The sequence below is a fragment of the Mesorhizobium sp. M8A.F.Ca.ET.021.01.1.1 genome (genome assembly GCF_003998025.1).
Classification (GTDB): Bacteria; Pseudomonadota; Alphaproteobacteria; order Rhizobiales; family Rhizobiaceae; genus Mesorhizobium.
The window spans coordinates 20,939-27,406 of record NZ_RZSJ01000012.1; the positions used below are offsets into that span (position 1 = coordinate 20,939).

Annotated in this window: 6 protein-coding genes; all 6 read right to left on the minus strand. The window is 61.4% G+C overall.

The window, feature by feature from the left end; all coding sequences use genetic code 11:
• Positions 1-29 precede the first annotated feature (29 nt).
• Positions 30-899 (minus strand): SUMF1/EgtB/PvdO family nonheme iron enzyme, encoded by an 870-nt coding sequence (locus EOA36_RS03010; protein WP_127275573.1) that lies wholly within the window; start codon positions 897-899, stop codon positions 30-32.
• A 53-nt stretch (positions 900-952) separates the two neighbouring features.
• Complete coding sequence (nirK, locus tag EOA36_RS03015; protein ID WP_127275574.1) at positions 953-2,059, minus strand: copper-containing nitrite reductase; 1,107 nt, start codon at positions 2,057-2,059, stop codon at positions 953-955.
• Positions 2,060-2,264: 205 nt separating this feature from the next.
• Positions 2,265-2,420, minus strand: a complete 156-nt coding sequence (gene ccoS, locus EOA36_RS03020) for a cbb3-type cytochrome oxidase assembly protein CcoS (RefSeq protein ID WP_127275575.1) — start codon at positions 2,418-2,420, stop codon at positions 2,265-2,267.
• Entirely contained in the window at positions 2,417-4,705 is a 2,289-nt protein-coding gene (locus tag EOA36_RS03025) for a cation-translocating P-type ATPase (RefSeq protein ID WP_127275576.1), read from the minus strand. The genes ccoS and EOA36_RS03025 overlap by 4 nt, the downstream gene beginning before the upstream one ends.
• Positions 4,702-5,199 carry a FixH family protein gene (locus EOA36_RS03030; protein WP_127275577.1) on the minus strand — a complete coding sequence of 166 codons (498 nt, stop codon included), beginning with the start codon at positions 5,197-5,199 and terminating at the stop codon, positions 4,702-4,704. Before EOA36_RS03030 ends, EOA36_RS03025 begins: the two co-directional genes overlap by 4 nt.
• Positions 5,196-6,468, minus strand: a 1,273-nt coding sequence (gene ccoG / locus EOA36_RS03035) for a cytochrome c oxidase accessory protein CcoG (RefSeq protein WP_127275578.1), incomplete at its 5' end; no start/stop codon positions are given. The genes EOA36_RS03030 and ccoG, both read right to left, overlap by 4 nt.

Here is a 6,468-nt window from a genome sequence, read left to right on the forward strand (position 1 = left end):
AGAACGGAGCGGAGCTATTCCTGATTTTGTCAGCCGAAGCTGAGGTGGGCGAGGATACGGCCCACCCACCCCCGATGGTCCAAGACCAACCTGAACCCCAGATTGTCGGGAGGCAAACCAACGGCGCAACCTCCGCTTTTCCCGTCGCTGACGAAATTCGACATATAGGCTCTGTGCAGGCCTTCCAGGACGTGAACCCCGCAATTGTTGACCGAGCTCGCAACATCGCTGCCGTCTTCGGCGAGCGTCGTGCGGACATAGCAGGTTGAAGTCCACTCCCAGACGTTGCCGGAAAAGTCGGCAAGACCGCGCGAATTCAGTCCGAAAGAGCCGCGGCTCCTGGGCAACGGGTCCGGTTTGCGATTGAGTTCGACCTCCGCCTGATAGCTGGTAAGCCAACGCCTGGCGGGGTTGTTGGCATCGTTTTCGACACCCTCGAATTCGCCAGCGAACCGCTCGGCTGCCGCAAGGGCCCATTCTTCGTCGGATGGCAACCGCCACTGACTGCCGGTTGCTTCAGTATACCACCGGGCGTAGGCAACGGCGTCGAGGTAACTCACGCCGGTTGCGGGTGCGTCACGCGGGACTGAGCGGGTTTCCTCCGCCGGCCGACAGGCGCCGGCCGACACACAAGCTGCGTAATCGGCCGCGCTGACTTGGTACGCCATGATCTCCAGGGGGCCTTCCAGGTGCCGCTCAACCTTGGGATTGGCCTGAGGGCGTCCGTCCTTAAGATACTCGCCCGGCATCGGATAGACGATCGAATGGGGATCAATGCTGATCGTCCTGGCAACGGCGTCGGGCGGCCGATGACCGCCGGCTGCCTGCATCGAGAGCCAAACCGGCAAGGCTAAGGCTGCCACAGCGATCGGAACGAGCTTCATTATGAGAGGCGGCATGTGTTTTCTCCATGCCCGGAGAGTGTCTCTGTCCGGGCATATCGGAGTGCCATTCAATTGGTGGCGATGGGTTTGGGCGCCTCGACCTGCGTCATCAGGTCGTCATCCCACTCGCCCTCGACCTTGAAATGAGCGGTGGCTCCAAGTTCGACGGCCTCGATCAGATTGTGGTTGACGTAGGCGTAGACGCCCGGTTGCAGGAAGGTGTAGAGCGCCGAGCCGGCAGAACCGCCACGGATGAACCATGTCTCGAGATCCTTGGACGGCGGGTTGGCGAATTTGCCCTGTTCCCAGACGTAATCGCCGTGGCCGCCGATCAGGTGCGGCCGCGTATCGCGGTTGGCCTGTGAATGGACGATAAGCACCGTTTCGCCGACCTTCGACTTCATGGCGTTGTCGCCGGTCAGGGATCCGACCTTGCCGTTGAACACCACATGCGTCGGAACGAGACCGCGCATGACCTTGACGGTGTCGTCGTAGCCGTCGCCGGCGGATTCGTAGCTCTTGAAATTGCCCTTCTCGTCGCGCGGAATATAGAAATCACTCTCGCCGATGTAGAAGATCTTGTCGTACTTGACCGGTTCGCCCTTGTCGTTCCTGAGCCCGTCACGCGGCAGCACCATGATGGCGCCGTTCATGCCGGAAACGACATGCCATGGGATCATCGCGCCCCCAGGTGCGCAGTGATAGACAAACGTTCCCGTCCGCGTCGCCTTGAAGCGAAGGGTCACCTGTTCACCGGGATTGATCAAGGTCAAGCCGCCGCCACCCAGCGCGCCGGTAGCCGCGTGGAAATCGATATTGTGGGCTAGCGAGTTGGTATCGGGATTGATGAGCGTCAGCTCGATATAGTCGTCCTGATGCACGACCATCAGTGGGCCAGGGATCGAGCCGTTGTAGGTCATCGCATTGAGCTTCGTGCCTTCGGCATCGATGACGACAGGCTTTTCTTCGATCGTCATGGTAAATTCGACGATCTTCGGACCGCCCTTGGCGATCTGATCATGCGGATGCACGAACGGTGGTGCTACGAGCGTGATCTTCTCGCGGGGCAGCCCGCGAATCTCTGCCTTTGTAACCGTGGCCGACAATGCGGGCAGTGCTGCAACAGCAACAGCGCCAAGCGCGGCTCCAAAGAGGGCTTCGCGTCGCGTAATCATGTCAATCTCCTGTCTCTCGACCGTTGCGGATGAGCAGAAGGTACATGACCTGACGCTAGCCCTCTTTGCGCTGGCTCAAACTGTGTTGTTAATCGCAGGAACAACAGCTCGGATGCAGAGGTCTTGTGGGTCACGATTTGACATGTGAAAGTTCGGTGTCGCGGTTTTCAGTAACGGTGCGCTGCCACCAGCGTCTTTCTGAATATCAGTCGCCGCTTTTGTCTTCCAGATCAATCAGGATTCGCTCGGCGGCTCCGTCGAGATCTTCGTATTGGCCACTCTTCAATGCCCACAGGAATCCCCCCAAGCCAAGTGCACCAAGAAAGAGAGCGACGGGTATGAGGTAGGTGAGAGTGGTCATGACGATCGGACCAGGTTGTTGAAGTTGGACACCCTGTTGCGGCGAACATCCTTGGCCGTTGAGAACGGTTGCGACGATCGCAGGCGTAGAGCATTGCCAATGACAAGCAGCGATGAGGCGGACATGGCGATCGCCGCGATCAGGGGCGTAACGTGCCCGAGGATCGCTATCGGTACTGCGACCGCATTGTAGACGATCGCGATGACGATGTTCTGCCGGATCAGGCGTCCTGCCTGGCGCGAGACGTCCAACGCCAGCGGGACGGCCATAAGGCTCTCGCGCAGGAAGACGAAGTCAGCAGCGTTGCGGCCAATATCAGCGGCGGTCGCCGGTGCAATCGATACATGCGCAGCGCTTAGTGCCGGCGTGTCGTTGAGACCGTCGCCAACCATCAGAACCCTGTGTCCGTCTTTCGCCAAGGTCTCGATGCGTTCGACCTTGCCGGATGGCAGCAGGCAGGGGACAAAGTCTTCGACACCAAGCACCTTCGCAACGTCGGCGCAGGCTGCCGCTGTATCCCCTGACAGCATTTCGACAGATACCCCGGCGTCGTGTAACCGATCGATGGCTGGTGTGGCATCGGCCCGAAGCACATCGTCGAAAATGAAGGATGCGACAATCATCCCATTCTTTGTCAGGACCGTTCCACCGTATCCGTGTTTGCCTTCGCCGCCAGTTCGAGCCTTCCAGCCGGCCCATCCGCGTCGGCCCAGGCGCCATGTGCTCCCGGCTGCAGTGGCCTCGATTCCGAACCCAGGATGCTCGGTGACGGCCTCGAATTTGAACCGGCCGCCCAGAGTGGCAAAGCCGGCTATGGCCTTTGAGAACGGATGGCGCGAATGCGTGGCCAGGTCGGCTGCCAGGGCCAGCATATCTGGGTTGACCGATGGCGCGTTGACGAGTCGGGGCTGGCCGAGCGTCAGCGTGCCGGTCTTGTCGAACACAGCCGTGTCGATTGTTGCCAGGCGCTCCATGGCCGAGCCGTCCCTGACCATGATGCCGTTCTCGAACAGGCGCCGCGCGGCGACCACCTGAACGATCGGCACTGCCAGGCCAAGCGCGCAGGGGCACGTGATGATGAGAACAGCGATAGCGATCGTCATGGCCCGGTGCCAGTCGCCGGTCGCCGCCACCCAGCCAAGGAATGTCAAGAAGGCGGTGAGATGCACCACGGGGGCGTAGAGCGCCGAGACGCGGTCGGCGATGCGGCGATAGTGCGCGCGGCCGCCCTCCGCGGCCTCCATCAGCCGCACCATCTCCGCCAGGAACGAATCCCTTGCGGCGGCAGTGGCTTCGATGGTCAGCGGGCCGGTGATATTGAGCACGCCGGCCTGCACGGCTTCACCGGGCCCTACGTTTTTTGGCGTGCTTTCGCCTGAAGCCAGCGAGCAGTCGAGATCCGACGCTCCCTGGATGATCTTGCCGTCGACGGGGATTCTTTCGCCAGCTGCGATCAACAACCGCATGCCCGGTTCGATCTCGCCGACTGGTAGATAGTCGCGCGCACCATCGCCGCGAACCACCATGGCGCCACGCGAGGCCAGCTGCGACAGGCCTTTCACCGCGGTGCGGGCACGTTCCCGCATTACGTGATCCAGCGTGCGGCCGACCAACAGGAAAAACAGCAGCGATACCGAAGCATCGAAATAGGCGTGCTCGCCATGGTTGATCGTCTCATAGAGGCTCATCGCGTAGGCAAGTGAAACACCGACCGCGATCGGAACGTCCATGTTCATGCGGCCATGGCGCAGCGCATTCCAGGCCGATCGGAAAAAGATACCGCCGGCGAAGGCGAGCGCCGGAATGGCGATCAGCGCGGAGACCCAGTGAAACAGGTCGCGGGTGGCCCCTTCGGCGCCTGACCAGACCGAGACCGACAACAGCATGATGTTTCCGGCCGCGAAGCCGGCAACGGCGACGGCGCGGATCAGTTCGGCAAGCGTTCTGTCTCTCCTATCAGCGTCGGCTTCGAACAGGTGCGCCTCGTAGCCTAGCCTGCCAAGCGCGGCGACGAAGGGTGGCACCTCGTCCCCACGCCACCGGATCGCGACGCGTTTCGTCGAAAGGTTGACACGCGAGCCTTCGACATTGCCGAGCTTTCCCAGCGCCGTCTCGATCGTCTGGATGCAGGCGGCGCAATGAACCGTCGGCACTGAAAGATCGGTCTGCCGAAGATTGTCGCCAAGCGAGCGGCTGGCGAGCCGGATCTCCTGGCTGGATGGCAGCGTCGATGCGGAGCTGCCCAGGTCCAGCGCCATTTCGGCGCCCGGTGCACAACAACTCATTGCAGCGTTCCATGGGAAATCATGATTCGACGGACGTCTCGGTACGGCCTGTCCAGGCCGGCATCGGCGTCGACCTCGACGATCCAGACGCCGTCCTTTGGCATATGCTGCGCCGCGAATTCCTGGCCTGAAGCAAGGGCCAGCGTGACCGACTTGTCCTCCTTCTCGTATGCGGGATGACGAAACAGCATCTTCACGCCGTGCAGAGGAACCGGCTTGCCGGCTGCGTCGGCGATGCTGTAGCGGACTTCGCCCCATGCGATGGTTAGCTTGCCTGTCCAGCCGAGTGCCGCTTGCGCCCGGCCCTCCTGCGCCTGCTTGTTGAATTGCTGGCTCGCAACATAGGTATTTTCGACGACGAGGCCGGTCCAACTGGTGTTGGCAAGCGTTGCCATGGTCAGGTTGACCGCGATCACCACCCCGAAAAAGGCGAGGACAATGACCAGCATGTGCCGGCCCGTGAATTCCCGAGGCTTCTGGGCATTGGCGGTCATCTGGCGGCCTCTGGAGCGTTGAAAGTGGCGGTGTATTCGTTGGACTCGAAGCTGGCCTTGTCCTCGACGCGGAATTTGAAGGTCTGCGCCGGGGCGCGGATCTGGTCCGCCGGCTGGCGGACGAAGACCTTCAGCATTTTCAGGCGGTCGGGTTCGACCGGAATGGCAAAGGAGCGGCCTGCCGGGATGTCTTCGCCGACCACGCTCATGTCAGCTCCATACAAGCCTTGAATCGTGACGACGATCGTCCTCGGCTCGGGGATCATGTTGAGCAGTTTGACGGTGTAGCCATTGCGGATAGACCCGTCGGAAAGCGTGACGAACTGAGGATTGCGATCATGCAGCACGTTTAGTTCGAGCCGATCGCGCGTCAGCAGGGAATAGAGCAGGCCAAGGCCGATCAGCGACCACAAGCCCATGTAGACATAGGTGCGCGGCCGAAAGATCTTGCGAATGTGAAAATGCGCTACCTTGTCGGAGAAAGCGCCGCCAGCGGTCCTGACGAGCGATGGATTGACTGGGCTGGAGCCGCCTGCTGTCGCCAGCATCATATTGGCGTTGTAGTCGGACAGCGTCGCATAAGCGATCAGCCCATGCTCCCTGCCCAGCTTGTCCATGACACCGTCGCAGGCGTCGATGCAAAGCGCGCAGGTGATGCATTCGAGCTGCTGGCCATCGCGAATGTCGATCCCCATCGGGCAGACCGCGACACAGGCGTTGCAGTCGACACAGTCACCTGCGGGCTGGCCAACCGCCAGCACTTTCTTGGCGTGACGCGAACGCGGTTCGCCGCGCCAGTCGTTGTAGGTGACGGTGAGAGAATTTTCGTCAAGCATGGCCGCCTGAATGCGCGGCCATGGGCACATATAGGTGCAGACCTGTTCACGCATCAGGCCGCCGAACGTGTAGGTGGTTGCCGTCAGCACGGCGATGGTGATGTAGGCCACGGGTGCGGCGCTGCCGGTCCAGAGCTGGCCGAGCAGTGTCGGTGCGTCAGCAAAGTAAAAAATCCAGGCGCCTCCAGTCGCCGCGCCGATGACCAGCCAGATCGCGTGCTTTGATACGCGCAGCACCAGTTTGCGGGCGGTCCAGGGACCCGTATCGAGCTTCATGCGGGCATTGCGGTCGCCTTCTATCGCGCGTTCGACGACGAGGAACAGATCGACCCACACCGTCTGAGGGCACGCATAGCCACACCAGGCACGGCCGACAGTCGAGGTGATCAGGAAAAGACCGACGCCGGCCATGACCAGGAGGCCCGCCACATAG